Raw genomic sequence first — 26,131 nt, 5'->3', positions numbered from 1 at the left:
AAAAAATGAAAAAAACACTCGTTATTGGCGCTAATGGCCAGATTGGTAAAATAGTGGTTGAGTTGCTTCACAATCAGGATCGCCCAGTTGTCGCAATGGTTCGTAGCAAACAACAAGCTGAGAAGTTAGAAAATATGGGTGTAGAGGCTGTTATTGGCGATCTTGAAACTGATTTTGAACACGCTTTTAAGGGCTGCGATAAAGTAGTATTTAGTGCAGGTTCTGGCGGTAATACAGGCGACGATAAAACACTTTTAATAGATTTATGGGCAGCAAAAAAAGCAGTTGATTATTCTTTAAAGGAAGGTATACAACATTTTGTAATGGTAAGTGGTTTAGGCGCACAAGACCCTGACGAATTTGAATCAGAAATAAAACCCTATTTGGTGGCAAAGCATTTTGCGGATCAGTGTCTATTATCCAGTGGTCTAAATTACACCATTCTTAGACCGGGACTCCTTACGAATGATAAAAGCAACGGGCTCATAACAACCACGCGTTCGACTTCTACAAATGATCTATTCATTAGCAGAGAAGATGTCGCTAAATCAATAGAGTATTGCATTAATCGTGACGAAGTCAGTAACCAGATATTTGAACTTTATCATGGTAATGAAGTGATTAGCTCGGCATTAACCGCTAGCAATTAATTTATAACCAACGATTCGCTAACCACTATAAAATAATATATTAGCGAAAGAAGCTATTAATATTAGAGTTTTAAATAATATGCAAAACTACCTTCAAGAAATAGAAACAATCACTTCTAAAGCAGGTGAAACCGTTCCTTTACAAAGAAAAGCTTTTGAAGGAGGTTTTTCTTTTAAGCAATTGCCTTTTGATAAACAACTAGCGATATGGAGTTATATCTGGACTAACACCAAAGTGTATAGAGCAGAAATGTTTTGTTTGTATTTCTTGGAGGAGCATATTAAAAACAAAGATGAAATGCTGGCCGCTTGGCCAACGATTAAATTATGGCAAGACAAAATTAATCGATGGGAAACAAGCGATAGTATTTCAAAAATTTATGCTCAATTAGTAGAATATGATGCAGCACTAATTTTACCAACGTATAAAAAATGGAATACGTCTAAAAACCCATGGCATAGAAGACAAAGCATAGTGGGTTTACTTTATTATAGCGCTTATAGAAAACACTACTTACCTTTTCAAGTACTTATAGATTTGGTAGCACCTTTAATTTCTGACCACGCTTATTATGTGGAGAAAGGCGTGGGTTGGACTCTTAGAGAAATAGGAAATATATACCCTAAAGAGCAGGAAGAATTTCTATTTAAGAACGCAACTAAAATTTGTGCTTATGGATATAGCGCGGGTACAGAAAAATGGGATAAAGCAAAACGAGAAAAACTGAAGCAAATTAGAAAAGCAGCAAGAGTTTTAAACCGCAAAAAAACATTTAAAAAGGAATAAATATGTCAAACAACAAACAAATATCAGCAGCGTTTCCTTTTGAATCTAAATTTCAAGAAGTATTAGATTCTAAAATGCATTATGTCGATGAAGGAGACAAAAATTCAAAAGATACTTTTTTACTCATACACGGAAACCCTACATCAAGTTATTTATGGCGAAACATCATTCCGCATGTAAGTCCGTTAGGTCGTGTGGTTGTTCCTGATCTTATTGGAATGGGTAAGTCTGACAAGCCCGATATAGATTATACATTTGAAGACCATATTACCTATTTGGATGCGTTTATTGAAAACTTAGGGCTGAAAAACATCATTCTAGTCATTCAAGATTGGGGTTCTGCTTTAGGTTTTAACTATGCCAATCAGCATAGAGAAAATGTAAAAGGGATTGTTTTTTTTGAAGCTATGTCTCAAGTTTCTTATTGGAAAAATACGACTAAAGAGACAGAAACATTATTTAAAAAATTTCGTGACCCTGCAGAAGGGCATGAAATGATTGTTAAAAACAACTTCTTTATTGAGGCTATGCTACCCATGATGGCGGGCAGAGAATTAACTCAAGAAGAAATGGACCATTACCGAGCGCCTTATTTGGAAGAAAAGAGCCGTAAACCACTGCTTATGTGGCCTGGTCAAATTTCGTTTGATGGCGTCCCAAAATTTACCACTGACATTGTTAATTCATATAATGAGTACCACAAAAATTCAGATGTGCTTAAGTTGTTATTTTATGCAGAGCCAGGACTAATCATTAATCGAGAATTAGGTGAGCATATCGCTGAAACGTGGAAAAATATTACTGCAGTAGATTTAGGTGAAGGGAAGCATTTTCTACAAGAGTCACATCCACACGAAATTGGTGAAGGTATTATCGATTGGTATAAAAATATTTTAAATAAATAAATAAATATTAATTATAGGAGCGAGTGGTCAAATAGGAAAAATGCTTAAGCGTTATATTGGGTAGACTACGGAACCATGAGCACATTTATTTGACCACGGCAACCTTAATTCTTTATTAGCTAAATGCTTCATGCTTTTCATAATTATTTCCAAAACGCCGTATAAGCTGCTTGCTCAAAAAGTAGACTTAAATGAAATTAAGTCTACATGGATAAAAAAAGTGCTGATAATTAGCTAGTACCTAAAACTACTTGTTGATGCGACGATACCAGTCATGTGAACCGCCCCGGGATTGTCGGAGACTTAACATTCTGAGAGAATACGAGAATGAAAAGACAAACCTACACCCCCGAGATGAAAGAACGCGCCGTTCGCATGCTGATTGAAGCGTCTGGCGATTACCCCTCCACATGGTCAGCTATTCAAACCATAGCCCCTAAGATTGGCTGCACACCTGAAACCTTACGATCGTGGCATAAAAAGCACATCGATCAAACCATTCCTGCCTCAGTGCAAGCTCAAAGTGAAAAAGAGCGCATCAAAGAGCTTGAACGCGAGAATAGAGAACTCAAGCAAGCCAACAAGATTATAGGTAAGGCTGCTGCTTTTTTCGTCCAGGCGGAGATGGGCCGCCCACCCAGATAATGGTTCAGTTTATTGATGACTATAGAGGTAGTTATGGGGCACTTGTCGCCTGAGTGTAGCTTTAAGTATGACAACCATTTTGCCACTTTGACGGCGACCTATGCGCTTAGTAAAGCAGATATAACATTGCCAGATCAAACACTCTATAGTCGATCCAATATAAAATAAATACAGCGATATGGGTTACATTTTGCGCAGTCTGCGTAGGCACAGCAAGCAAGAAAATGCATGCCAGTATTACATGATTATATTTGTACCTTTTTTATTTAGGACTAACTATATAACATAACAGGTTTTACCAATAAAAATCTTAAGGAAAATAATTTGACAGTTCGCCCAGCTTTAATAAGCTTTGGCTAAATATTCAAAGCAAAACTCAATAACACGCGTTTACCAGACTGAATTCGTGAAACACTGTGCTCATACTTATCGGGACGAAAAAAATAAACTCTGTCAAACAGGTTTATAATGCAGTTTGAACACTCGAACACACCACCAACTTTAGGCTGAATTAAGACAAAGTTTAATTTGTAATAACGGCCTTTTTGCACGGGATCACAGTGCTTCATAACGCTGTGGTTAGTAGGGTAGGTGACATAATTAATTGAAAAAATTCTACTACTGAAAATTGCTTTGTTGGTTACTCTTTCCGTCATATCTAATCCATTATTTTACGTGTATTAAACGTCTCTTAACGCATCTCAAGCTAATTGTATTGGTGGTAACTTAGTTGAATACTAGCGTGAATAATGTAATGAAATGTTCTACTTAATCTGAATTTTCGACAATGAATACTTGATAGGCAAGCGAATCAGCAGCTTATGGATAATTACATTCGTTTTGCCAACGAATTACATCAGAACTGCCAGTCATTATTATTTCATACTGTCATCGGATGACTGACGTTTACGATGCTCACTGAACATTCAATATCAAAGTTATTTAAGATAGATAGCTTTTTTGCTGATAACATTCTTTTGAGAGTATCCCAATCAGCTTGGTTCAAACGCGCCAATCGGCCAATTTGCTCAACTAAGATCACATCGCCCTTATGATATGAGCATCTTCAATCAGTTGCATAAGCTTGGGTCGCACCAAGATGGCTCCTAATTCGTTTTCGATATAGAAGGCGGCAATCTTGTGGCCATGATCGTTGGCAAAGGCTATGAGTTCGCTTTTGGCACGCTTAGCGTCTTGTTCTTTGGTAGACGCTCGTAGATACGCTCTGATAAACATAAACACCTAAAATAGTCTGTTATAAGTAGTCTATTAATAGGTTTGAAGGGTGAAATAGCTGGTTCCCTTGGGGTATACTAATAACGAACTACAAAGTCTTGTGGAGAGAATTTATTACAAATAGTGAATAACAGTAAAACTCCAATAATCATGCCAATCCACGCTCCCGTTAAATCACTTGAAGCATCAATTAAAACACCAGCCATGAATGGGAATGTGGATGCAATTAAGTATCCACCACCTTGCACAAAAGCTAATAAAGTCACAGCTTGCTTGGCATTAGAGGCATAATCAAGCGCTATGATTAAAGATAAAGGAAATAAAGCACCAATCCCCAGTCCTAAAATTATCACCGTTAAAAAAGCAAGCTTTGAGGGAATATAGATAAGCAGTACTAGACCAACTAATATGAGTGATAGAGTGACAAACAATGGCTTTCGGCGATCGGTAAATTTTTTGATAAATATAGAAATTAGAATACCAGAAATCACTTCTGCTACCGTTAAAATACTTAGTAAAGCGCCAGAAGCATCTCTACTCCACCCAAGCTGAGTGTAATTTAACGGTAACCAAGCTAAAACCAATGTATAGGCGCCTGTTCCTATGCCAAAGAAAAGCATTAACAGCCATGCATTTTTAGATCTTATAGGTAGAGGTAAATAACTGTTTCCACGGCTTTTAATATGTGGCATACCAAAGGAAAACAGTATAACTGCCAATATGGCAGGGATAGCCATAATTGATAAAGCAGCATTCCATCCAAAAGCTCCTTCTAATGGAGAGGTTGTAGCAGCTGAGATCGCAGCCCCAGCCATAATGCCTGTTGTAAATAATCCCATAAAAACGCTAGCATTGTCTGGCGAAATTCTTTTTAAGTAAGCGGGCATCAAAGTTTGGATGACTGCTATACCAATGCCTCCAATGAGAGACGTCAGCAATAGAGGTAACGTAGAGTCAGCAAAAAATCGGTAGCCACAAGAAATTCCTATCGCCAACAACCCCGCTAATATACCTATATACTCGCTTACTCTAGATTGAATTCTAGGACCTAAAAGTGCAAAGCAACCCATCATCGCAACTGGCAAAGTAGTCAATAATCCAGCAGTTTGATTATTGATTCCTATAGTATCTATTAAAACGGGTATGATTGGAGATATGGAAGCCATAATAGGTCTAAGATTAAGACCTACAAGTATTATTATGGTGGCTAGTAGCCATTGATTATAACTAAACTTACTCATTTTCTATCTCACTCTCTTGGTTGTATTTCTTTTTTAGTTATAAGTTGATGCATCATCAATATTTAAAAAATCAAACTTCCTAAGTTTTATTAGTCACTTCAAGTTTTTGTTTTGATAATGTCATCATCTTCATACCACCCCATGTAACAAGTGCAACACCGAGTGCAATCAAAGATGCACCTAGAATGAGTCCGTCCGGTGGAGACTCACCTTGTAAAAAAACAGCGACAGGCACACCTACAATTGCGCCAACAGACCCCAGTAAGCTAAGTAAAACCGGACCCCCCGTTTTTTGAAGTAGAAACAATAATTGAAACTGACCGGCGAATATGAAGGCCTGTAAGGCAATTAAACCAAGTGGCAGGAAACTTCCCAGTGGAGCAGTAAGTGAGAAGTCCGGTAGAAGGCTTGTTGCGCCCAGTAAGACTACAGCCGCAATCAGCATGCCTGGAGCAAGCGCATTGGGAGACGCTCCTTCCGGCCAACGCAATGTACGATAGAGATTTCCGATAGCGAGCAAAACAGGGCCACAGAGTGCTATCAAAATCCAAAACACACTGGCATCTGGTGCAGAAAATTTACGGGCAGCTAGCACACCTGCACCGGCAAGTGCAGCTGCAACCCCAAGAGCTCGAACCGTCTGAAATCGCTCCATTCCTAGCGCTAGCGCCCCAAGATAGGTGAGAAGCGGTGGTAAGGATATAATTAGGGCTACAAAACCGGCACCGACATGGGGAATAGCGGAGAAGAAAAGTAAGTTAGAGCCTGCAACGCTGACCAAAGCAGAGATAAAGTAATATTCAAAGCTGCGTTTATTGAGAGGTGGAAGTTCATGGCGTAGTAACGCAATAACTAACAAGATTGTGGCAGCACCAGCAATTGACCAAAATAAAAAGGCAAGCGGAGATAAAGCGATTTCACCCGCATATTTTGCAACGTTGGTAGAGATACCAAGTAACGAGCCTCCAACTAGAAGACAAATTAAAGGAACTAGCCATACACTTCTACAAGGAGAGCTATTTCGCTCTGTAAACTTAGTCATATAATATCCTAACGGCTGGAAATGACCTTGATGTCAGAATACCATTTAATATCTTGATGTCAAGATAAAAATATTGCTATTATTACTGCTTATAAGCAGTTTCTCAGTAGGAACAGACGTTTTAATATCTCCAAAATCATAAATATTTTGATCGTAACGAGGAGTAAATTAATGCAAACTGAAGAGTGTATACAGGAAGATGCGGTACAGAAGATTATTAGTCAGTGGCAAAACCAAGGATTTGCTTCTGATAGCTTGTTGGCAATGGAGACTATAGGGCGTATAAAGCGGTTAGAAGTGATATTAATGCGAAAGTTATCTGCTAACTATAAGATAAATTATCAAATATCACGCTGGGAATTTGATGTGTTGGCAACATTGCGACGCGCGGGAACCCCATATTTAATGAGCCCAACTGTTTTATTTGATAGCATGATGGTCAGTTCTGGTACGATGACCAATCGCTTACAGCATTTAGAAAAGAAGGGATTTATTGAGCGCATTGACAACATAGAGGACAAGCGAAGTTTATTAGTTCAACTGACTCCTAAAGGTCTTAAGTTAATTGATATAGCAGTCGTATCACATGTGCAACTAGAGAATGACTTAATGAAGGATATTAGTAAAGAAGAGCTGCTTATCATCAATTTGTTACTAAGGAAGGTTGAGAGTCAACTACCTGTTGACTAGATTGTATTTACCTTTATATAGAGATAAAAATCATATCAACTAAAATAACTAAATTTACTATGGAAAAACTCACTACATGTACATCACGAAGTACACCGTGACTATTTTAGTGAGTTAAAACATTGCTACCACTAGCCCACAGCCTACAGTTCAAGTCCTAACTAGGGAACCGCTATTGTTCTCACAATATAAGCAAACCTATCTCAATATTTTGTTGATCCATCGATACTTATCGTTTCTAAACCCCAAGCTTCATAGTATGAAGAGGGGTTAATACTTGGCCATCAACAACTCCACCTTAACCTCAAAATAATACTCCTCTTTGATAGTAATACTCACTCTACCTTTATGGGCATTAGCGATGGCCTGCACGATAGACAATCCCAATCCTGTACCTGCGTACTTATGACTAGTCTTATCATGACGATAGAATCGCTCGAATAATTTATCAGCCTCTCTCTGATCTAATGGTTTGTCTAAACGATTGGTCATCGCTATCCTTAACCATTGCTGCTTTGAGGGTCGAACCTCGTCTTTAGTCACATTAAGTGAGGTGGTTGAGGTGAAGATTGTAGCGGATATCATGATAGTACTATCACTAGCTGCATAATAAATGGCATTTGATATCAGGTTGGCAAACAGTCGTTGCAATAAGCCTTCATCACCCAACACCATTTCAAAATCACCCGATTTCTCAAAAGTTATCCCTCGATCTTCGGCAATCATTTCATAGTAATCAACGAGCTTGGTGATTAAGCTATCCGTATCCACGTGACTGATTTGCGAGTCACTTAACCCTTTCTGGGTTTTTGCCAGTAGCAGCATATTGTTAATCATGGCGGATAACTGCTCTAACGTATCATGCTGATGATGTAGCTGCTCGATATATTCGTCGCCTTCTCTTGGCTTAGTTAACATGACCTGCGTTTGTGTACTCAGCGTCGCTATTGGCGTACGTAGCTCATGAGCGATATTGTCTGAAAACCGTGATAATGATTCAAAGTTGCTTTCAAGCTTGATCATCATCGAATTGTAAGACTCTGCTAGTGGCCGCAGCTCTAACGGCATATCGCCAACCGACACTCTCTCATCTAACCTTTGCAGGTTTATGCCTTTCATTTTTTGTACGATAGTGGCCAACGGCGCAAACCCCCAATACACACTTAATGCCGCTACTGAAACCAACAACAAGGTGATGGCTGTGAGTATCAAGCTCAGCTGGCGATTAAACTGGATAAGATATTGATGATGCACATCGGTAGGTAGAGCAATAAACGCCAAAATCTCTTGATTTGGAATAATAATGGCTCGGTAATGCCTATTGTTTATCTTGATCATAAACTGCTGATCGTGATGTTCCTGCCATAGTGATAACAAGCTAAAATCGGCTGGCAAATTATGAATGAAGTTACTGGGGTCACTGGATAATAACTTGCCTTTTTTATCTGCTACTAAGGTTTTTAAATCATAATCCAGCCAAGAGGAATGCAAGTGATTGTCATCAATGAGTGATTGGGACTTTGACACAGTAGACTTTGATACTGTGAATGGTTCTATAGGCTCGTTAACACTAACCATGCGTTTACGCAGATTAAAAGCCGCATGGGTAATAATCTCTGAGTCCATTTGCTCAAAGTGTCCACTCACAGAGCGCTGCACCCACGCATAGATGATGACCTGAGAGATAATAACGAAGACTGTCAATAAGGAAATCGTTCGCCATAGCAGTGACCAGCGCCGGTTTCTGAGTGTATGGTTCATGCTATTTAGAATCGTCTCCGTCCGCATCACTTTGAACCTCAGTAGCCAGCGCCTCTAATCGATAGCCCATGCCGCGCACAGTATGAATGAGCTTTGCTTCATGATCATCGTCTATTTTTATACGAAGACGCCTGATCGCCACATCAATCACATTGGTATCGTTATCAAAATTCACATCCCATACTTGGGAGGCGATCACGGTACGTGGTAGCACTTCACCTCGGCGCTCTAATAAAAACTGTAGTAAGGAAAACTCTTTTGCCGTGAGCTTAATAGGCTTGCCGCCTCTATATACAGTGCGCTTGGCAATATCCATCTTGAGATCTGCTATTTGTAGGATCGTACTTTGATAGTCGGCTTGATTGGCGCGTCGTAATAGACTCTTTATTCTGACGATCAATTCTGCAAACGCAAAAGGTTTGGTCAAATAATCATCACCCCCAATCTCAATCCCTTTTATTTTATCGCTTAAGTCATCTTTTGCCGTTAGAAAGAGTACAGGCGTTTGCTTACCCGCTGCTCGGTAATTGCGAACCAGCTCAAAGCCGCTAACATCAGGCAGCATCACATCCATTAGGATCACGCTAAATTCTTCAGTCATCAATGCATGATAGCCATCTAGACCAGTTAGGTGATGATCAACAATAAACCCGGCTTCGGTTAAGCCTTTTTTTATATACTCGCCAAGCTTCAACTCATCTTCTACCAGTAGGACTTTCATTGTAATTTCTCAGTACGATTATGATTGTTTAATGTTCTAACCAGCACAGATGACAACATTGACTGCTAGCTGACAAAGATGTCATGTCCTCGTAATCAGATTGTCAGTCTTCTTTTGCTAATCTATATAAATGAAACATAGTGGCTCGTTCCTAATATCTAGCAGCTATGAATTATTCTTACAGGTCATTAATTTAATGACCTAATAACTCAAACACCTAACAACTTACAAAAGAGGCTTTATATGAAAATACACGGTTCATTCAAAAAAGTAGTACTGCTGTCGGTATCTGTACTTATCGGTATTACTACTGCTAATGCGCATACTACTGATCTGAGTACTTCAATCATCAATAACTGCGACGCTGTTACTGACTTTGCAAAAAACTTGGATCATAACGATGCTCAGCTTTCTAGCGCCCAAATGAAAAGCTATATCGATGCTAGAGTGGCTTGTGAGATTGAACACAAAGATCAACATCTACAGTCTGAAAAATACTTCATTAACAAATATGGTAGCGATAAGTAGTATCAGCTCTGATGTCATACTAAAGGATTGATGACAATATTAAAAACCATAAATAGCAAGATGACAGAATTGTAATCTTGCTGTCATCTCTCTGTCAGAATCAATAAAGTATGCTTTAAAGTAACTTAATATTTTAAAGTTTTTCGACTTCATACCAAATAAAATAAGGATTTACCATGTCACTATTCAAATCAATACCACTGTCTAAATCAATCGTAGCAACTGCTATAGCCTTAGTTGTTTCAACCTCTGCTTTAGCGCATGACCCAAAAATGCATGCTGAAAAAGATCAGATGAATTGTGAAAAAATGGAAAAGCACATGCAGATGATGGGCAAAATGGATCATAGCAAAATGGATATGAACGATCCTGCTATGAAAGCCATGATGACTAACATGAGCAAAATGAAAGCGATGTACCAAAAGCACTGTGTTACTAGTAAAAGTGACTCTTAGACATTGATCGTAGAAATTCAACATTGTTGTTAGATGGTTTTGTCGAGCCGTAGTTAGGTATTAACAAAAATGGATTTTTAGGACAAACCTATGAAGTTTTTACTAGGGATACTTTTTACTGTCTTTGTCGCTATTGTGGGCATTTTTATTGTGGTGACTAGTGGCGTGATAAATATCGGCGCTGATCAAGCCCATAGTCCGCTGGTTTACGATTTTCTAGAAACGGCCCGCACGCGTTCAATAGAAAATGCTAGTCAGGACATTGCGGTTCCAAACTTAGAAAAGACAGAAATGATCAGCTCGGGCGGGGCAGACTATAAAGATATGTGTGCAGGTTGTCACTTGTCTCCGGGAGTGGCACAAACTGACTTTAGCGAAAGTTTATATCCAAAGCCGCCCAGTTTTACCAGTGCTGCATTGGTTGAACGCTATAAGACCGATGCCGGTGCTCAGCAAGCCTTTTGGGCCATTAAACACGGTATTATGGCATCAGGCATGCCCGCATGGGGTGCTTCGCATGATGATGATAGGATGTGGGCAATGGTTGCTTTTATCAGATCGTTACCTGAATTAAATGAAGCCCAGTACACCATGTTAACGACTAGGATAGACGATGATATGTTGGACATGTCATTTGATGGTGAGATGGATATGCCAAGTGATAGATCGGGCATGCAACATTGATTTTTTGTAAGAGAGGCAGTGCTCAATAGTGCTGCTTTTTGCGATTGTCATTTTAAGTGATACCAGTATTACATGACTCAGTAATACGGCTTTGATTTTTATAAATTTGATCGTCAGACAGACGCTTAGGAGTGGTTTTATGAGACGCTATACTAATAGATTTATTAATGCACATCATCAGATATCTGGTCGTGTGCTCTCAGCGATCGTGGTATTGCCATTATCGTTAACGATTGCCGCTTGTAGTCAACCTAACGCCACTGCTGCTGACGCAACACCAGCGACTGAGCCAACTGCCGCTACGCAAAAAACAGCGCTAATAGAGCAACCACAAGCCGAAATAATACCTGTCAGTGCTCATTCAGATACCCAGTCAACTATTTTACGAAATGTGTCAGCCACCGTCTATAAAGACGCCAACTGTGGTTGCTGTAAAGAGTGGGTCAGCCACGCAGAAGACAATGGGTTAAGCGCAGTTGCCCATGATGTTGCCGACGTATCTTTGTTTAAGGATCGTTATGGTGTACCACAGCAAATGCGCTCTTGTCATACTACCGTGACGACTGATGGCTTTGTCTTTGAAGGCCATGTCCCTGCTAAGCACATAGCGCAGTTCTTGAAAAACCCGCCAAGTGATGCCATTGGTCTTGCCGTACCTGGTATGCCAGTTGGTAGCCCTGGTATGGAGTATCAAGATAAATTTATGCCGTATAAAGTGATGCAGCTTAACAAAGACGGCACCACAGAAGTTTATGCCACTATTGAGTCTCCTCAGCAGCAGATATAGTTTGATTAAAACATTACATAGCTCATTCTGCTTTATCAAAATCTGCCAGATATAGAGAGCCAACACTCATTTCATGGATTAAGTTAGGTAAATTATTATGAACAAGAATATGTTCAATCGCAGGCGTTTCTTAACAGGGTCTTCTACTTTATTAGGGGCATCCATGCTATCTACGCTGCCGTCTATTGCCAATAGTGCCCTCGGTAATGGGCAACAAGATGTAGCCGTCAACAGTGATAAAGCTGACCATATCGTACCCATCCTAACCGGTACAGAGTTTGACTTATACGTCAGTAAACAGTTCGCTATTGTGAACGGTAAAAAGAGCATGGCGACACTCATTAATGACTCGCTACCAGCACCGACGCTAAAGATGCGTGAAGGCGATACAGTAACCATCCGTGTTCATAATCAGATGGATGAGTCGACCTCTATTCATTGGCATGGTTTGCTCGTACCGTTTGAGATGGATGGAGTGCCAGGTATCAGCTTTGATGGTATTCCTGCGAACAGTACCTTTACTTATAAATTCAAACTTGTGCAATCAGGCACCTATTGGTATCACTCACACAGTGGGTTCCAAGAGCAAACCGGTATGCTCGGCGCTATCGTCATTGAACCCAAAGGGCGTGAGCGTCATCCAATCGAGGAAGACCATGTTATTGTGCTCAGTGATTGGACCAGTCGCAACCCGCACAATCTACTAAAGCTGCTCAAACAGCGTGCAGATTTTGACAATTATCATTTACCAGATTTCAAGAAACTGCTGGCCGATATTGCAGCAACAGATCTAGAAGCCGCTCATGACAAGCGCAAAATGTGGAATAAGATGCGCATGATGCCGACTGACTTCACCGATCTATCTGGTGAAAAAACCTTTACTTACCTTATGAATGGTAAAACCACCGCAGCCAATTGGACACAGCTAGTGAAAGCGGGACAGCCTGTCAAACTGCGCTTTATCAATGGCTCAGCGCAAACCATCTTCGATGTGCGTATACCGGGTCTCAAAATGACTGTGGTGGCAACAGATGGTATTGACGTCGCACCCGTTGCGATTGATGATTTCCGCATTGGGGTGGCTGAGACTTATGATGTCATTGTCACGCCTACTCAAGACGCGCATACGATATTTGCCCAAAATATCGATCGTTCGGGCTATGTCGCGACCACGCTTGCAACCAAGAAAGGCGCTCGTGCTGCAATACCTGCTATGGATAAGATCGAATGGCTGACCATGGCCGATATGATGGGTGCGATGGGTGACAAAGGCTACAACGCAAAGCATGCTAAGACCGAGTATGACTTTAAATCTGATATGCGTGTCGACAGTCCACGTATGAACCTCGATGACCCCGGTATCAACCTGCGTGAGATTGATAGAAAGGTTTTGACTTATGACCAATTACGCTCTGTCGATGAGGCCATATTTGCGGAGCAGCGCCAGCCTACTAGAGAGATCGAGCTACATTTAACGGGTAACATGGAGCGCTATATTTGGGCCTTAGATGGCGTTATGTTTAAAGATGCAACCCCTGTCAATATTAAGCCTAACGAACGCGTACGTATTACCTTAGTCAATGACACGATGATGAATCATCCGATGCATCTGCATGGAATGTGGAGTGATTTGCGCACGCCATCTGGAGACTTTCAGGTACGTAAACATACGATTGTGGTGCAACCAGCGCAAAAGATTAGCTTTGATGTGACGGGTGAGTTTGGACGATGGGCATGGCATTGCCATCTGCTTTATCACATGGAAGCCGGTATGTTCAGAGAAGTTGCTGTCGTTTAACAAACCTTCAAATATGAGGCTTATTATGAAAATATTTAAGAAAAATCTGCCATTCGTTGGTTTGTCATCGCTAGTCTTGCTCACATCATCTTTTGCAACAGCTGCTGAGATGTCTGATATGGATCACAGCGGCATGGATATGTCGGGCGATATGATGTCTGGCATGGATATGTCAGGCATGGATATGTCTGATATGGATCACAGTGGCATGGATATGTCAGGTGATATGTCTGGCATGGATCATAGCGGCATGGATATGTCAGGCATGGATATGTCTGATATGGATCACAGTGGCATGGATATGTCAGGTGATATGTCTGGTATGGATCATAGTGGTATGGATATGTCAGGTGATATGTCAGGTGATATGTCTGATATGGATCATAGCGGCATGGATATGTCAGGCGACATGTCTGGTATGGATCACAGCGGTATGGATATGTCGGGCGACATGTCTGATATGGATCACAGTGGCATGGATATGTCAGGCGACATGTCTGATATGGATCACAGTGGCATGGATATGTCAGGCGATATGTCTGGTATGGATCATAGCGGCATGGATATGTCTGGTATGCAAGGTGGGCAGCCACCAGCCGATGCTCGCAGTCCAGACTATTCAAATGGGGTTCCCTACGGACAGTATGGTAAGCCAATGATGATGGGCAGCATGCCATTATGGGGAGTGTCAGTAGACGACTTGGGCTATCAGTTTGATGAAGATCAAATCAACTTCGAGGCGACGGGTTGGTATGGTACTGATAGCAATCGTATAAGGCTACGCACGGAAGGTAGTGCTCAGACTAAAGATGATAAAGAAATCGATAGCTTGAGCTCGCTTGCTTATTGGAAACCACTGAGCATTTTTTGGAATGGTGAAGCTGGTGTCGCTTACGATACTGAAAACGATAAATCTGCCCTTATGGCAGGTATTGTCGGCACCGTGCCGTATTTCATCGAAACAGATGTGAGAGCCTACTTATATACCGATGGTCAACTTCGTCTTGATCTGGGCGCAGAGTACGAATGGCGTTTGGATCAGCATTGGGTGGTCATACCGGAGGTGGGATTGACTGCCTTTAGTAAAGATGACCATGATAATGACATTACCAAAGGCTTTAATGAGATGGAAGCTGAGGTTAGGCTGACTTATGAGACGTTTAGTCGCCAGCTAGCACCTTATGTAGGCTTTAGTTATGAGACAGCGCTTGGCAAGGCTCGTGGTCAACGACGTCAAGAAGATGAATCGGTTGATAGCAGTAGTTTGACTGCGGGGGTCAAATTCTGGTTCTAATATTATTAAAATAATAGGAGATATACTATGAATACTTCAGATCAAAGCACCATGAATCATCAACAGGGCATGAACCCGTATGTAAAGTTCACCCTGATGATTGTGACGTCTACGATTGTGATGTACATCATGATGTATTTCAATACTTATGAATGGGATCATATTTATTTTAGTGAAACCCGAGCTTATATGGCGCTCTACATGGGTGCTGGTATGGCAGTGGTCATGTTGGCATTTATGACCAATATGTATAAGAAGACCAAGGTCAATTTGATGGTCTATGGTCTAAGCGTATTAATGTTTGCCGTCGGTATTTGGGGCGTTAGATCACAAGCAACTGTGGATCAAGTCGATTGGATGCAAGCGATGATACCGCATCACTCGATTGCTATTCTCACCAGTAGTCGTGCTGATATTGAAGATCCGCGTGTACAGCAGCTTGCTGACGATATTATAAAAGCACAAAAACGTGAAATTGATGAAATGAAACAGTTAATTGATGAGTTGGAATAAACAGTCACAAATTCTGAGCACTCTGTATTAGGTATCATTAAGTAAGTAGCCTATTGAAAGGTATATGTTCACACGCCAGTACTATATCATTACTTATACTAAGGAAATAACAAGTAAGGAGTACTCATCATGATTATTATGATGCACGGTATGATGAGCGGGCCTATGGATGGCCTCATGAATGGATCGATGATGCACGAGATGAGCTGGGGGATGATGGTTCTATGTTTAGTATTTGCCCTACTGTTTTTGGCCATATTGATATTAATTATTATGTCGCTACTCAAACACCTGCGTAAACCAGATTGAGTCTTATTCTTAGATAAGTTATTAAGCGTATAAAGTAAGAGTAGAGACAACGGCTATCAGCGGTTGATATGACTGAATCAGAATATTTACTTATGGTCTTCAAGGAGTAGTTTTTATGAAACATGTGGCCAAGCAAGCGCATATCAAAAGCGGTAAATACGACAAAGTGCCAGAGGGCTACAGCGGAACTGTTTATACCTGTCCGATGCATCCAGAGGTGAAAGACGTTACAGATAGCGGCTGTCCCATATGCAAAATGTCTCTTAAACCTGAAGACACTGTTGTCGAGATGGTAGCAATGAAAGATGACCATACAAGCTGTCATAGTCCGTCAAATACCGAGGCCCATCCTACTAAAGAAAGTAAGTACGACAAAGTACCGGAAAATTATAGCGGTACCGTTTATACCTGCCCTATGCATCCCGAAGTGAGAGATGTGGAAAAAAGCGATTGCCCAATATGCGGTATGTTTCTCAAACCTGAGGGCGAGGTTACTGATTCAAATGATAATGAAGACAGTCATGCACACCGTCATGGAAAGGATACTGACCGTACTAAGGTAAACTCTATAAAAGGCGGCAAGTACGATAAAGTGCCAGCTGGCTACAGCGGAACCGTTTATACCTGTCCCATGCATCCCGAAGTCAGAGATATTGAGAATAGTGGTTGTCCCATATGTGGTATGGCACTTGAATCAGAGACTGTTGCTATTGGTGAAGAGGATACCTCAGAGCTCGATGACATGACTCGGCGTTTTTGGATTTGTACCGTGCTGACCGTCCCTTTGTTTTTGTATGCAATGAGCGATATGGTAGGTATAAATTTAGACAGCTTCATTCAAGGCGGTCAGGGTGATATCGCTGGGCAGATTGCTCAGTGGATACAGTTTACGCTTGCGGTACCAGTGGTGCTATGGGGAGCAGCACCTTTCTTCGTGCGAGGTTGGCAATCCATAAAAAGTCGCAACCTAAATATGTTTACCCTAATTGCGATAGGTGTAGGCACAGCATTTGGTTTCAGTCTGATAGCAACCTTTATTCCGGGCATTTTCCCAGACAGTTTTAGGGATGCATCCGGTCGAGTCGGTGTTTATTATGAAGCAGCAGCAGTTGTCACGACGTTAGTACTACTAGGTCAGGTGCTAGAGCTTAAAGCCCGAAGCCAGACTTCTGGCGCAATTCGTGCTCTTCTTGAGTTGGCACCACCAAATGCAAGGCGGGTAGATGAGCAAGGCGTTGAGACAGAAGTCTCCCTTGACGAAGTTATCAGTGGCGACAAATTACGGGTTAAGCCAGGAGAGAAACTCCCTGTAGATGGTATTGTGCTTGAAGGCAGTAGCAGTATCGATGAGTCGATGGTAACGGGGGAACCTATTCCGGTTTCTAAAGCAAAAGGCGATACGGTTACTGGTGGCACGGTAAACGGCACGGGAACCCTACTGATTGAAGCGGTTGACGTGGGTGATGACACGGTTCTGTCCAAGATCGTCAAAATGGTTGCTGAAGCCCAGCGCAGTCGCGCACCAATACAGAAACTGGTGGATAAGGTGGCTGGATGGTTTGTGCCAATTGTCCTTATCTGCTCTATCATAACTTTTATCGTCTGGGCTATCTTTGGGCCTGCGCCTGCCATGGCTTTTGCACTGGTCAACGCTATTGCAGTGTTAATCATCGCTTGCCCCTGTGCGTTAGGACTCGCCACGCCTATGTCGATTATGGTCGGTACCGGAAAGGGTGCTCAGAATGGTGTGCTTATCAAAAACGCTGAAGCGTTAGAGAGCATGGAAAAAGTCGATACCATCGTTGTCGATAAAACGGGAACATTAACCGCAGGCAAACCAGAGGTCACTGCTATCGAAGCACTTGGTGGCTTAGATGAAAATGAACTGCTTATACTTGTCGCTGCGGTAGAGACTGCCAGCGAGCATCCTTTGGCAGAAGCTATCGTTAAAGCTGCGCAGGAAAAATCTCTTGATATTGCTAAAGCCAGTGATTTTAGCTCAACCACTGGCGAAGGCGCGCAGGCACTGGTCAATGGCAAGCAAGTCGCTGTAGGCAACTCAAAATTCATGCAACGTCTTGATAGCTTTGACAGTACGCTTTCAGAACGTGCTGATAAGCGCAGAAAAGACGGCGAAACGGTAATGTTTGTAGCAGTAAACGGCCAAGCTGCTGGTTTAATATCAGTCGCTGATCCGATCAAGCCGAGTACTAGCGAAGCGATATCTTTACTGCATCAGGCTGGACTAAAGGTGGTCATGCTAACAGGTGACAACGAAATAACTGCTAGAGCCGTTGCCAGTAAGTTAAATATTGATGAGGTACATGCTGACGTCTCTCCAGAAGACAAAAACCGTATTATCAAAGAGCTACAAAATAGCGGCAAGGTCGTGGCTATGGCGGGTGACGGTATTAACGATGCTCCCGCTCTTGCACAGGCTAACGTTGGCATTGCCATGGGCACAGGAACAGATGTGGCTATGGAGAGTGCTGGCATCACGTTAGTGAAGGGTGATCTGATGGGAATTGTCAGAGCCCATAAACTGAGTCATTCTACGATGCAAAATATCAGACAAAATCTGTTTTTTGCGTTTATCTACAATGCGCTTGGTATACCGCTTGCGGCAGGCGTTCTGTATCCATTCTTTGGGCTGTTGCTCAGTCCAATGATAGCAGCCGCTGCGATGAGTCTGTCTTCAGTATCTGTTATTGGCAATGCGCTGAGATTGCGTCGCTTGAAACTGTAATTTTTGTACGGTAAAGAGGGTCTTAAAGCACACATACACATACTGGTCTTATCAAGACTTTAAAATATAAGGATCACGTTATGGGCAGTTTTTCTATTACACATTGGCTGATTTTATTAGTAGTGGTGGTGGTCGTATTTGGCACTACTAAGCTTAAAAATGCTGGCAAAGATTTAGGCGGTGCAGTAAAGGGTTTTAAAGAAGCAGTCAAAGATGAAGAAACTTCGCGTGCTCGCAATAATCGTTCACTTGACCATGAAAATAGTACACCAGTTTCAAACAATGGTTCAAATACACAGGTAGGGGCTCAGGCTGATGATACAGAAATCAGTCCTGTCACCACTGATGATCAGCAAAAAGTATAAAGGCTGCATCTTGTTCCCGTAACGTGCGTTATGACAAATAAGGCTTGATGTAAGAAGATTAATTCACAATAGCTAGCTTTTCATCTGTAATAAGCATCATATGCACAAAAAACCGTAGTAGCGGTGAGTGCTGCCATTTATTCGTTTGCTCTCTAGGATCTCGGCTAGCAATACCGATATGGAGAGCGCTTGTCGAATCATTAGATTGCTGCTTAATGTCTTGATAATCAGTATGTGACATATTTTTCATCCATAAAGCTTCGTTGCTACTTATTAGCCAATGTTTCAAAGGCAGCAGTTTCTCAGCAATATTGATGAAACGCTGCAACTCTTTCTCATCTCCTTTTCTAAATGGTAGGTATGCTCTGCTATTAGAGAGTTTTTGACTACATATCTCAATAAACCAAGCCCAATCAGTTCCTGACTTTTCTCGTAGACGATAGGCATTATTTAATAAAGGTGACAGCAATCTTAAATCACTTTGGTATTGAATGTGCAGTGGGCTTAAGACAGTAGGTTCTGAGTCTATGAGCTTTACAAAACGAGGTTTACCGCGTTTAGTAGTGATAGCGACAACTTCGTTGGCACGTTTTATTAAAATATTTGCATCTTGAATAGGAATATGTGCCAACTGGGCTGCTTTATCTAATGGTATATTTTTATCATAAGTCTGTAGCAGCAGTTGAACTCGGTTTAGACCATAACGACCAAACAGTTCATTAGTGGCTAGCGTATTGGTACTCAAGAGAAATTGCTTATCACAGCTTTCGATCGTAAATTTCGGTGACTTGCGTTTGCCTTCTATGATATTTTTAAATAACAGCGTACGTATACTAGGCATATTGATCACACCGTTATCATCAATGTCAGCATTATCATTGATCTTTCTTTCGCTAATTTTAGTAGATTTGGTAAGATTAAGTAGTGTTTGTTTAGGTAGTTTTATATTAGAGACGCTTAACGCATAAGTAGCCATCAAAGTGGCAAAATGGTTGTAATACTCAAAGCTACGCTCAGGCGATAAGTGCCCCATAATACCTGATAGGGCGTACCAACGATCTTGTGCATCAATATGCTCACCCAATAAGCCATGTTTGATACGTAAAATATCGCTTTTATCATAATCGGTTAGTGCCTCTATGAGATCTGGATGACCTAATAGTGCTAAAGATAGGTTGCTCACAGCCGTATGTCTAAATCCATGAAAGGTATGCTCTGCCACATTGTCATCTACCGATATGTCTTTTAAGACTCGTTTGAGTAACTGTAAGGGAACATGATCACCAATAGGGCGCTGATCTGATGATAAGGTAAAGATAAATTTGTTTGAGTTACTGCCAATATTACTTTGTACAAAGGTGATAAAGAGATTCAATTCGTCAGGCTTTAGAAGGGCAAATATAGGAATGCGGCGGATACTACTTTGAGTCTTAGTTGAGCGGTAGCTATTAGGCCTGATCACCACTGAGGGTGTGGCTACATTTAAACCTTCGATGTCACTATACTTAAGTCCCAACAGCTCTTTTTTGCGCATGCCAGTACGATAGACTAAGATAAATAAAAGTGCGAACATCTCCCGCTCTAGTATATCTACAGAACCCAGTATTTGCGTGATAATGGTTTGGTACGCTTGCGGTGATATCAGCTCGGCACGTACACGCCGACCGTTTTTGGAGTGTTGAAAATTCACGGAGGGTAGATTATATTTGCTCTTAGCAAAGTTGTGCATACTCTTCAATAAATTGGCAGAGTATCCAATGTCAGTATTGTTCCGTACGACAGCTTTGTACTCTAAAATATCTTCATAAAGTTCCTCAAACTCTTCTTCTGACCAAATATCAAGCGGCTGCGCCGTTGTAAAATATAGCCATTCATAGCCTATAGTTTTAATATATTTCAAAATAGACTCATTACTAGGTGATTTTGACTTTTTTCTATTTAGTAAACTTAGTACCCAATCTAATAAAATTTTTTCACTTAAGTCATCATATTGCTTATAGCGTTTTTCTACTCTTTCGATAATTGTGTACGGATTGCTATTGGATTTTTTCTTTTCATATTTTTTATGCATTTTAAAGTCTTTAGTGAGACTCATAATCAAATCAGACTTTCTAACCTCTATTTTTTTGGTAGAAATGTTGGCCGTCTCTTTTTGAGCAATAGAGCTTTTACTGATAGATAGCGCTAAAATATGTTCTAGATTATAGTGCTCAACTTTATGTTGATATTTTTGGTTCAAAAAATTATCAAAATCCTGCGTGCTCAGTCCAGCAGTGTTATGCATACCTCGAAGTATACCAACTGAAGCATGATCAATATCAGCGCCATCGAGCATCTCCCAGTGGTAGCTTGCGTAATATAAAAATTTTGAAAAGGAGAGGGGTTTAATATTTAAAGGCTTGATTAGGTTAGATAAAACAGTGGTCAAGTATAGCTCAATCTTATCTGCTGACAGCTTGTCAATGATATGATTGATATCTGTTTGACTGCTGTTTTTATGGTAACGGATCAGCCAACACTGACTGACTACATCTACGACGATTTGCTTGGTGTTATAAAGCTTGTCACTTTCTTCTTCTCGTTCATTACCAAAGCGCTTTTGCACAAAGCGCGGTGAGATTATTATCCTTTCTTTGATGAATGGCTGATGTTTTTTGGCGAGCAATGAGGTAAGCCACCCTTGGAGCATCTGTATTTCATTAATACCACCATACACAATCCCTGAAAATATCAGCCAGCCTAAGATCTGATCTTGGCTATAATCAGCTGTTTGATTCCAGTGTGTTTGTGCGACACGAATAATCTTGACCAGTGACTTGCCATTTTTGACCCAGTCGTTATTAATAATCAATGGATTGAACTTTGTGGGCTGCGGCGCGACAATCTTAGGGTAATAGTGTTTTGCAAGCATGTAATATTGATTTTGATAATCAATAAATTGACTAACAGTTTGCCATGCTTGTGTTAATTTTTTGGTTGTTTTATAGGCTTTAGAAATTTTGTCTTGAACAACAACTTGAAACTTATCGAACCCTTCGTTAGATAAGGGTTTTAGTTTATTATCAAAGTCACGCTGAAATTGGTCTAGTTCTTGACTCTGTAATAACCATAACTCATCAGCAAAACTTATAGGGCTCGGTATAACTAAAAAGGTGCGATTACTTGGCCAAAGTACTTGTTCGTAATATTTGTCAAAAGATTTGGTGAACCTAATATTACCAGGATGAGTTCTTTGCAGGGAATCCCACTCAGTCTGCAGGTCGGCCAGTAGCTGTATGTCGTATTTTTTAGGGCTATCGTCTTTGAGTTCAGAAGGATAAGGCACGTAGCGTCTTTTTCTGCCATCAAAATTTGCCAAGCCATCGATGATTTTGGGCAGGTGAATATTATCTATCAACATGGTCTACTCCCGCATATATTCTTTCAATATGGCTTATCTTAGAATAGTTGTTTATCTCTATAAGGTTTAACCCTAACTGTTCAGCGATCTGCTCAAATACAGGTGCTACACGTCTTATATCTCTTTTACTGCTCGATGAGAAACGTCCTAATACCTCTTGACGAGATTTTTCATGACCAATAATAGTGTTGATGAGTGGCAGCTGAACACTACGTTTCTCAAGCTGAGTACGCACAAAGTGACGAGTCCAGTAAGGGTTGGCATCAATAACGTTTTTGGTAAAATTATAGGTGTCACCGCGCTTAATATCTTTTAGGTTACTTACACTTGCAGACAAAATTTTCAATAACGCTTCATCGTTACCTAAGCGAATATCATCAATGGTAGTGCTGATGTCATGCTTCAATTGATGCTTAGCCTGATAGTCAATTATATAGTCTCTATATTCTGTCAAATGGCGTACAAGGGTGAGGCATAGTGGTATCAGACGATCACTTTTTACTTTCTTAACGGGCTTATCGTTGATCTCTAGCCACCCCATATCAAGATCGATATCGTACATCTTGCCAAGACCGTTGTTCGGTCGCACACCCGTTAAAAGGCAAAAGATAAACCATATAAAAATACTGGTTCTATTAAAGTGCTCATCATAATTTGTACTTTGATCTACCCAAATTTTTATCTCATCTATGATGTTACGAACGGTTTCGAGCTTGAGTGCAAACCCAGAGCCTATGGTGTATTTATGCCAAGGGGTGATATAAGCTAAGTCAAAACTACTTATATTGCTGAGTACACTTAGCGCCGACTTATAGTGAGCGATGATCCCTTCACTAGTATGGCTGCTATAGTACATCGCTGGAGCATGGGGCGCTGGCGTGCGGCAAATGATATCGGCAATATGTGCATGACAATCTGGCGTATAGCGAGAGAGTACAACATGTAATATTGTTTCTATTCGATTGACCGAAAGATAGGGCAGTCCAAGGCTATTACGCAAGTTGGCAAGATAAGTCGTAAACTCTTCTTTTATAGGCAACTGACAAGCCAGCAGGTTATCAATTAGCCATAATGGCAGTGGAATTTTAATAGTGTCAGAATGATTTTCGTAATCTTCCTTTGTTAACGTTTGGCTAACAGATCGTTTAGTAATACCAAGGCTATGTTTAATATAAGCTCTTTTGTCATGGATGCTAAAAATACTAGGATGACCGACATAGCCTGGTATTATTAAGGACTTAACTGGAAGGCCAGTAAGCATTGATAGCAATAAAATGCCAGCGCAGGTTTTATTATTATCTGACTCTGGTAAAGATTTAGCATCTTGGTGTAGTGCTGCAAATAGGGTTTGATAACCAGCAACGGAAAGTAAGCGTGTGTTAGAGTTGAGCGCGAGATTACGCTGGGACATATAGTTTTGCTGCAGCGATAAGTCGATAGTTTGCAGCGGTATAGAGTTTCTAACTAGAGGGTTTGGATAGTTGTCGTAGCTGATATAGGGCAATTCATTGTGATCGATGTACTCTTCAAAGCTCGTCGTTAACCCTTCATAGGCTTCGGTATTAGCTTCCAGAAATGCTAGGTCTATGGTGGTAGAGTTGTGTTCGACATCATCAGGTGTGGTGTTCCAATTGTCTTTATCAGGCTCACTATTCCAGTTAGAGTTTGTAGCTTCATAATCGAGAGGATATATTGGTTTATCATCGGATAGGTTTATGGGTTTAATGCTGTTATTTTTTGGTGGCTTCTTGCGTTCAGGTTTTGGTGCATGCAAGTCGTGTGCGTGTTGGTAGGCAGTCGTTATTTTATCTATCTGGCTCAGCTTGGCTTTTATGTCAGACTTGTCTTTTTTTACTTTCTCTGTATGAGTAGCTTGGCCATTGATTAGTGCTACAAGTTCGCTTTTTTGCTGATCTAATAGACTATTAAATACCGATAATATACGCTCTATACTCATCTCAGTGTGGAAGATGTCAGGAAGTGCGTTCCAAAGCCATTTGCGCCTAGAAGATGCTGAGAATTGTGCCATCTTAAACTGCATCAGTATATTATTGGTATGAGTTTTCTTATCTTGAATGATAAGTAAAGCTGCAGTGTGCATTGCTATTGCTAACCAAACTAGGTGTTGCAATGAGTGGCCTAATTGTTGTTTGGTGACAATATTCTGCATTAGGATAAGCAGCTGCATCATCAGTGGTTTTTCTGCTAAATGAGTACGACTGATTTGCATATACTTAGAGGCAATAGGCTCATCTTGTAGTATTAGTACAGTCATCTCTAATAAAGGTTCAATAGAATTATTAGAGGGTTTATAACTGTCATGTACTGCGATAATGATGGTAGAGATAGCATCTATAATAGCTTCTGGGTAAACAAACGCTTCCTCACTCTTTAAATAATCAATGGTCTTTGCAGACAGCCATTGTTCCTCATTGGGTGAGGTGTCATTATCTTGAGCCATCACGATACTCCAGTAGGACGACGTTTATGATAAGTCTGCTCATTTATTTTTATAAGCCGACAAAATGTAGTAATAGCAAAAGTATTTTTGCCAAATAGTTTTTGGTTTATTTCTTGATCCAATAGCTCGTTTAGCTGCGTATAAACGAGCTTAATATCTATCTTTTTATTATGTTGAGCAATGAGGTCAATCAGCTCGTAAAAACTGATGCCAAAATCAAACTGACTCTTTGAGATGTATTTCACAGCCACTTCTTTTCTTAATACATCAAAATCAATATAAGGGCTTTTTACTGTATGAAATAGCTCAAAGTTGTTCAGCAAGAACCACTTTTTATCCTCTTTTATAAAGCGGGTAAGTTTCGAGCAAGCATTACTTTGCTCAAGTTCGATAGTCTTGCTGTCAAGCAGCGGTCTAATATGGCAGGTATAAATATCAAATAAACCAACGATTTCTGGATATACAAGCACATTGAGTGTTTGTAGCTTAGCAATCGATAGTGATTTCATATATTTCTCACTGAGATATCGAGTTGATGGTTTGGTCGTTATATCCTGTGTATTGACCTCCACTAATAATTTACGAGGATTAGCAAACAATTGAAAGCCAATTTGTGAGGTTTTGAGGAAAAATCATGAAATACACGACAGCAGGTGATGTCTTGCTATGCTTTTGAGCTTTTATAGACAATCTATGGTGATCTTATCTGAGGTAGTTTAGGAGTTTAGGAGTTTAGGAGTTTGTAGGCGTATGAATGGATAAGATAACTAGAAACGTAGTTTAGGGTGATAGCTTGGGAGTGGAAAGTGGAGCGAAAATGTTCTATTAATAGAAGAGTAAAGCTTAGATGCCTGATACAGATTGATCTGTAATTCTAAGATGTCAAAATAGGGTTTAGTTTTATTTCAAATCACTTCTTAAAATTTATAATATTTTTCATTCTTAATTCATATAGCTCAAGCTACTTTTTGTTCAATGAACACATGCACGACAGACTCGATTAATTATCGACATGAAAGAAATGTTGATCATAAACGCGAATACCTATGTGTCTAAATCATATAAATTTGGTGGCAAAGACAGGTGGTTTGTACTGAAGGTGGCTTTGACACC

22 protein-coding genes and 1 pseudogene are annotated in these 26,131 nt (G+C 40.5%); 15 read left to right on the top strand and 8 right to left on the bottom strand.

The annotated features are described in order from the left end of the window. Window positions 1-5: 5 nt before the first annotated feature. From AAEY75_RS12980 to AAEY75_RS12965, 4 genes and pseudogenes are all read left to right on the top strand, one after another. Entirely contained in the window at window positions 6-650 is a 645-nt protein-coding gene (locus AAEY75_RS12980) for an SDR family oxidoreductase (RefSeq protein WP_352259769.1), read from the top strand. A gap of 79 nt (window positions 651-729) precedes the next feature. Continuing rightward, on the top strand, window positions 730-1,437 hold the full coding sequence (locus tag AAEY75_RS12975; RefSeq protein ID WP_352259768.1) for a DNA alkylation repair protein: 708 nt from the start codon (window positions 730-732) through the stop codon (window positions 1,435-1,437). 2 nt (window positions 1,438-1,439) lie between these two features. Next, window positions 1,440-2,342: a haloalkane dehalogenase gene (locus tag AAEY75_RS12970; RefSeq protein ID WP_352259767.1), complete on the top strand. Its 903-nt coding sequence runs from the start codon at window positions 1,440-1,442 to the stop codon at window positions 2,340-2,342. Window positions 2,343-2,669: 327 nt separating this feature from the next. Beyond that, window positions 2,670-3,025 (top strand): annotated as a pseudogene (locus AAEY75_RS12965) (transposase); the annotation flags it as partial. A 1,000-nt stretch (window positions 3,026-4,025) separates the two neighbouring features. On the opposite strand, the gene AAEY75_RS12960 reads toward AAEY75_RS12965, so the two are convergent. The 3 genes from AAEY75_RS12960 to AAEY75_RS12950 all read right to left on the bottom strand — a co-directional run bounded on the left by AAEY75_RS12960 (window position 4,026) and on the right by AAEY75_RS12950 (window position 6,506). After that, entirely contained in the window at window positions 4,026-4,223 is a 198-nt protein-coding gene (locus AAEY75_RS12960) for a recombinase family protein (RefSeq protein ID WP_502944409.1), read from the bottom strand. Between the two features lie 77 nt (window positions 4,224-4,300). After that, window positions 4,301-5,464 (bottom strand): MFS transporter, encoded by a 1,164-nt coding sequence (locus AAEY75_RS12955; RefSeq protein WP_352259766.1) that lies wholly within the window; start codon window positions 5,462-5,464, stop codon window positions 4,301-4,303. A gap of 79 nt (window positions 5,465-5,543) precedes the next feature. After that, complete coding sequence (locus tag AAEY75_RS12950) at window positions 5,544-6,506, bottom strand: DMT family transporter (protein ID WP_352259765.1); 963 nt, start codon at window positions 6,504-6,506, stop codon at window positions 5,544-5,546. A gap of 171 nt (window positions 6,507-6,677) precedes the next feature. Between AAEY75_RS12950 and AAEY75_RS12945 the strand changes: the two genes are divergently transcribed. Next, entirely contained in the window at window positions 6,678-7,196 is a 519-nt protein-coding gene (locus AAEY75_RS12945) for a MarR family winged helix-turn-helix transcriptional regulator (protein ID WP_352259764.1), read from the top strand. A gap of 270 nt (window positions 7,197-7,466) precedes the next feature. Here AAEY75_RS12945 and AAEY75_RS12940 read toward each other — a convergent pair whose 3' ends face one another. Together AAEY75_RS12940 and AAEY75_RS12935 are read right to left on the bottom strand one after the other, a co-directional pair. Further along, window positions 7,467-8,957, bottom strand: coding sequence for an ATP-binding protein (locus tag AAEY75_RS12940; RefSeq protein WP_352259763.1), 1,491 nt, complete (start codon window positions 8,955-8,957; stop codon window positions 7,467-7,469). A gap of 1 nt (window position 8,958) precedes the next feature. After that, on the bottom strand, window positions 8,959-9,678 hold the full coding sequence (locus tag AAEY75_RS12935) for a heavy metal response regulator transcription factor (RefSeq protein WP_352259762.1): 720 nt from the start codon (window positions 9,676-9,678) through the stop codon (window positions 8,959-8,961). Window positions 9,679-9,921: 243 nt separating this feature from the next. Here AAEY75_RS12935 and AAEY75_RS12930 point away from each other — a divergent pair, with 243 nt between their 5' ends. The 10 genes from AAEY75_RS12930 (at window position 9,922) to tatA (ending at window position 19,157) form a co-directional block, all read left to right on the top strand. Then, window positions 9,922-10,206: a hypothetical protein gene (locus AAEY75_RS12930; RefSeq protein ID WP_102093213.1), complete on the top strand. Its 285-nt coding sequence runs from the start codon at window positions 9,922-9,924 to the stop codon at window positions 10,204-10,206. Window positions 10,207-10,382: 176 nt separating this feature from the next. Beyond that, window positions 10,383-10,661: a hypothetical protein gene (locus tag AAEY75_RS12925; RefSeq protein WP_352259761.1), complete on the top strand. Its 279-nt coding sequence runs from the start codon at window positions 10,383-10,385 to the stop codon at window positions 10,659-10,661. A gap of 90 nt (window positions 10,662-10,751) precedes the next feature. After that, window positions 10,752-11,345 carry a c-type cytochrome gene (locus AAEY75_RS12920; RefSeq protein WP_352259760.1) on the top strand — a complete coding sequence of 198 codons (594 nt, stop codon included), beginning with the start codon at window positions 10,752-10,754 and terminating at the stop codon, window positions 11,343-11,345. 139 nt (window positions 11,346-11,484) lie between these two features. Continuing rightward, on the top strand, window positions 11,485-12,132 hold the full coding sequence (locus AAEY75_RS12915) for a DUF411 domain-containing protein (protein ID WP_352259759.1): 648 nt from the start codon (window positions 11,485-11,487) through the stop codon (window positions 12,130-12,132). Window positions 12,133-12,229: 97 nt separating this feature from the next. Next, complete coding sequence (locus AAEY75_RS12910; RefSeq protein ID WP_352259758.1) at window positions 12,230-13,930, top strand: copper resistance system multicopper oxidase; 1,701 nt, start codon at window positions 12,230-12,232, stop codon at window positions 13,928-13,930. A gap of 25 nt (window positions 13,931-13,955) precedes the next feature. Continuing rightward, window positions 13,956-15,224 (top strand): copper resistance protein B, encoded by a 1,269-nt coding sequence (locus AAEY75_RS12905; RefSeq protein ID WP_352259757.1) that lies wholly within the window; start codon window positions 13,956-13,958, stop codon window positions 15,222-15,224. Window positions 15,225-15,251: 27 nt separating this feature from the next. After that, window positions 15,252-15,737, top strand: coding sequence for a DUF305 domain-containing protein (locus tag AAEY75_RS12900; protein ID WP_110922566.1), 486 nt, complete (start codon window positions 15,252-15,254; stop codon window positions 15,735-15,737). A 129-nt stretch (window positions 15,738-15,866) separates the two neighbouring features. Continuing rightward, complete coding sequence (locus tag AAEY75_RS12895; protein ID WP_110922567.1) at window positions 15,867-16,046, top strand: hypothetical protein; 180 nt, start codon at window positions 15,867-15,869, stop codon at window positions 16,044-16,046. Between the two features lie 115 nt (window positions 16,047-16,161). After that, window positions 16,162-18,792, top strand: a complete 2,631-nt coding sequence (locus tag AAEY75_RS12890; RefSeq protein WP_352259756.1) for a copper-transporting P-type ATPase — start codon at window positions 16,162-16,164, stop codon at window positions 18,790-18,792. Between the two features lie 80 nt (window positions 18,793-18,872). Next, window positions 18,873-19,157, top strand: coding sequence for a Sec-independent protein translocase subunit TatA (gene tatA / locus AAEY75_RS12885; RefSeq protein ID WP_110922569.1), 285 nt, complete (start codon window positions 18,873-18,875; stop codon window positions 19,155-19,157). A gap of 58 nt (window positions 19,158-19,215) precedes the next feature. Here tatA and AAEY75_RS12880 read toward each other — a convergent pair whose 3' ends face one another. Genes AAEY75_RS12880 through AAEY75_RS12870 form a run of 3 tightly spaced genes read right to left on the bottom strand, consistent with a single transcriptional unit; the run spans window position 19,216 to window position 25,527 of the window. Continuing rightward, window positions 19,216-22,557 (bottom strand): tyrosine-type recombinase/integrase, encoded by a 3,342-nt coding sequence (locus AAEY75_RS12880; RefSeq protein ID WP_352259755.1) that lies wholly within the window; start codon window positions 22,555-22,557, stop codon window positions 19,216-19,218. Continuing rightward, window positions 22,544-25,018, bottom strand: a complete 2,475-nt coding sequence (locus AAEY75_RS12875; protein WP_352259754.1) for a site-specific integrase — start codon at window positions 25,016-25,018, stop codon at window positions 22,544-22,546. Before AAEY75_RS12875 ends, AAEY75_RS12880 begins: the two co-directional genes overlap by 14 nt. After that, window positions 25,018-25,527, bottom strand: a complete 510-nt coding sequence (locus tag AAEY75_RS12870; RefSeq protein WP_352259753.1) for a hypothetical protein — start codon at window positions 25,525-25,527, stop codon at window positions 25,018-25,020. Before AAEY75_RS12870 ends, AAEY75_RS12875 begins: the two co-directional genes overlap by 1 nt. Window positions 25,528-26,131: the final 604 nt, after the last annotated feature.

Origin of the sequence: Psychrobacter sp. TB55-MNA-CIBAN-0194, from assembly GCF_040309505.1 — a bacterium.
Taxonomy (GTDB): domain Bacteria; phylum Pseudomonadota; class Gammaproteobacteria; order Pseudomonadales; family Moraxellaceae; genus Psychrobacter; species Psychrobacter fozii.
Note: the sequence above shows the minus strand (reverse complement) of the source record. Positions and strands in the feature narration are given on the sequence as shown.

Coding starts and splice junctions, on each gene's coding strand:
- AAEY75_RS12880 (WP_352259755.1), bottom strand. CDS start 22,557: ATGTTGATAGATAATATTCACCTGCCCAAAATCATCGATGGCTTGGCA.
- AAEY75_RS12970 (WP_352259767.1), top strand. CDS start 1,440: ATGTCAAACAACAAACAAATATCAGCAGCGTTTCCTTTTGAATCTAAA.
- AAEY75_RS12915 (WP_352259759.1), top strand. CDS start 11,485: ATGAGACGCTATACTAATAGATTTATTAATGCACATCATCAGATATCT.
- AAEY75_RS12955 (WP_352259766.1), bottom strand. CDS start 5,464: ATGAGTAAGTTTAGTTATAATCAATGGCTACTAGCCACCATAATAATA.
- AAEY75_RS12930 (WP_102093213.1), top strand. CDS start 9,922: ATGAAAATACACGGTTCATTCAAAAAAGTAGTACTGCTGTCGGTATCT.
- tatA (WP_110922569.1), top strand. CDS start 18,873: ATGGGCAGTTTTTCTATTACACATTGGCTGATTTTATTAGTAGTGGTG.
- AAEY75_RS12920 (WP_352259760.1), top strand. CDS start 10,752: ATGAAGTTTTTACTAGGGATACTTTTTACTGTCTTTGTCGCTATTGTG.
- AAEY75_RS12935 (WP_352259762.1), bottom strand. CDS start 9,678: ATGAAAGTCCTACTGGTAGAAGATGAGTTGAAGCTTGGCGAGTATATA.
- AAEY75_RS12950 (WP_352259765.1), bottom strand. CDS start 6,506: ATGACTAAGTTTACAGAGCGAAATAGCTCTCCTTGTAGAAGTGTATGG.
- AAEY75_RS12895 (WP_110922567.1), top strand. CDS start 15,867: ATGATTATTATGATGCACGGTATGATGAGCGGGCCTATGGATGGCCTC.
- AAEY75_RS12890 (WP_352259756.1), top strand. CDS start 16,162: ATGAAACATGTGGCCAAGCAAGCGCATATCAAAAGCGGTAAATACGAC.
- AAEY75_RS12960 (WP_502944409.1), bottom strand. CDS start 4,223: ATGTTTATCAGAGCGTATCTACGAGCGTCTACCAAAGAACAAGACGCT.
- AAEY75_RS12905 (WP_352259757.1), top strand. CDS start 13,956: ATGAAAATATTTAAGAAAAATCTGCCATTCGTTGGTTTGTCATCGCTA.
- AAEY75_RS12875 (WP_352259754.1), bottom strand. CDS start 25,018: ATGGCTCAAGATAATGACACCTCACCCAATGAGGAACAATGGCTGTCT.
- AAEY75_RS12925 (WP_352259761.1), top strand. CDS start 10,383: ATGTCACTATTCAAATCAATACCACTGTCTAAATCAATCGTAGCAACT.
- AAEY75_RS12910 (WP_352259758.1), top strand. CDS start 12,230: ATGAACAAGAATATGTTCAATCGCAGGCGTTTCTTAACAGGGTCTTCT.
- AAEY75_RS12940 (WP_352259763.1), bottom strand. CDS start 8,957: ATGAACCATACACTCAGAAACCGGCGCTGGTCACTGCTATGGCGAACG.
- AAEY75_RS12945 (WP_352259764.1), top strand. CDS start 6,678: ATGCAAACTGAAGAGTGTATACAGGAAGATGCGGTACAGAAGATTATT.
- AAEY75_RS12900 (WP_110922566.1), top strand. CDS start 15,252: ATGAATACTTCAGATCAAAGCACCATGAATCATCAACAGGGCATGAAC.
- AAEY75_RS12975 (WP_352259768.1), top strand. CDS start 730: ATGCAAAACTACCTTCAAGAAATAGAAACAATCACTTCTAAAGCAGGT.
- AAEY75_RS12870 (WP_352259753.1), bottom strand. CDS start 25,527: ATGAAATCACTATCGATTGCTAAGCTACAAACACTCAATGTGCTTGTA.
- AAEY75_RS12980 (WP_352259769.1), top strand. CDS start 6: ATGAAAAAAACACTCGTTATTGGCGCTAATGGCCAGATTGGTAAAATA.